The following is a 1,791-nucleotide window of genomic DNA, read 5'->3' as shown; positions in this document are numbered from 1 at the left end:
CGGCGCCTGGCGCCGAGCGGGCTCGCCGGAGGCGGCGTCCTCGCGCAAAAACAGGCGCCTTCGGAAGATGTCGACATGGAACGCAAGGCCGACTTTGCCCAGGGCCTGCTGAGGACGCGCGAGATCCAGATTCTCGATCTCATTTGCATGGGCACGCAGAACAAGATCATCGCCCATCGTCTCGGGCTTTCCGAAAACACCGTCAAGGCGCATGTCCGCAACATCTACAAGAAGATGAATGTGCACAACCGGACGGAGGCGGCGTCGCGCTACTTCCGGAGCGACGCTGATCTCGCCTCGCTCCCACACTCTTGCGCTGACGCAATTGAAGTATCGGCTTGAATGCCGTGGCCACGCGACCACAGCGCTGCGCGTCTTGTACGACGATGCCGCTATGGGCGGGCATGCGAACGAAAAGTTTTCGTCACCCGTCGCGGGTTTTGACCGGCTGCTCTCGATCATGCCTCCGGCCGGCCGGCCTCTCAGGTGAAGGGTGATTCGGCGAGGAGGGCCCTAACTAAACTGATCTGATCATGCTGTCAGATCGTTGAGAAAATTCTGGCACCAGCGCGAAACGTCGTGCTCCAGCAAGTGATCCATCATCGCCTTCCAACGTTCCTTCCGCTCTTCCAGCGGCATGCTGAGCGCGCGTGCCATGGCGTTTGCGGTGCCCTCTATGTCGTAGGGATTGACAAGAAGCGCTCCCCGGAGCTCGCGGGCAGCGCCCGCGAAGCGCGAAAGAACAAGCACGCCAGGATCGTCCGGATCCTGCGCGGCAACATATTCCTTTGCGACGAGGTTCATGCCGTCTCGAAGCGGCGTCACGAGGCCGACTTTTCCAAGCCGGTAAAGCCCTGCAAGAATGCGGCGGCCCACCGAGCGGTTGATGTAGCGTATAGGCACCCAATCGACGGCGCCGAGCGCGCCGTTCACCCTTCCGGCCTGTTCGGCAACAGTGCGTTGCATGGCTTCATATTCCGGCACTTCGGAGCGCGACTTCGGCGTGATTTGCAGATAGGTGACACGCCCGTGCATGGCTGGATTAGCCAGGATGAAGCGCTCAAAGGCGTCGATGCGCTGCGTCAGTCCCTTGGAATAATCGAGGCGATCGACACCGATGATGAGGTCGCGGTGCTCGATGCTTTCACGCGCCTTTTTGACCGTGCTGTTGGTCGATGCCTTTTTGGCGAATTCGGCGAAGGCCGCAGTCTCGATGCCGATTGCATAGACGCCGCCTCTGAATATGCGGCCATAGGCACTGAAGCGGCCTCCGCCAAGTGCGTCGCCGATGCCTTCCCGCCTGAGGCAGCTGGCGAAGTTCTCAAGGTCATGATCGGTCTGAAAGCCGACGACGTCGTAGTGCGACAGGCCGCGCATGATCTCCTCATGAACGGGCATCGTGAAGAGTACGTCTGGAGGCGGCCAGGGAATGTGGAGGAAGAAGCCGATGCGGTTCTTCAAGCCCATTCGACGCAGTTCCGCGGCGAGAGGGATCAAGTGGTAGTCGTGCACCCAGATGACGTCATCGGGTTTGACAAGCGGCGCCAGGCGATGGGCGAAGAAGCGGTTGACGCGGAAATACCCGGCCATTTCCTTGCGACCGTATTCGGCGAGATCAAGGCGGTAGTGGCAGATCGGCCAGAGAACGCGGTTGGCGAAGCCGTGATAGTATTCCTCTACGTCGGTATCGGTCAGATCCGTCAGCGCATAGGTGATGTTGCCCTGCTGCAGTTGCGCAAGCGGCGCCGGCTCGTGCGCGCCGCTCGATTTTCCCGACCAGCCCATCCATAT

General features: G+C 60.6%; 2 protein-coding genes. One reads left to right on the top strand and one right to left on the bottom strand.

Annotation, left to right across the window (positions count from 1 at the left end):
- The coding region (locus N181_RS08775) for a response regulator transcription factor (RefSeq protein WP_245290978.1) at positions 1–342 on the top strand (342 nt) is incomplete at its 5' end.
- A 189-nt stretch (positions 343–531) separates the two neighbouring features.
- Here the strand turns inward: N181_RS08775 and otsA are convergent.
- Positions 532–1,791 (bottom strand): alpha,alpha-trehalose-phosphate synthase (UDP-forming) (otsA, locus tag N181_RS08770; RefSeq protein ID WP_060563334.1); only part of this gene is annotated, 1,260 nt, incomplete at its 5' end.

The organism is Sinorhizobium fredii USDA 205 (assembly GCF_001461695.1).
Lineage (GTDB): Bacteria > Pseudomonadota > Alphaproteobacteria > Rhizobiales > Rhizobiaceae > Sinorhizobium > Sinorhizobium fredii.
This window is presented reverse-complemented; position numbering and strand designations above follow the sequence as displayed.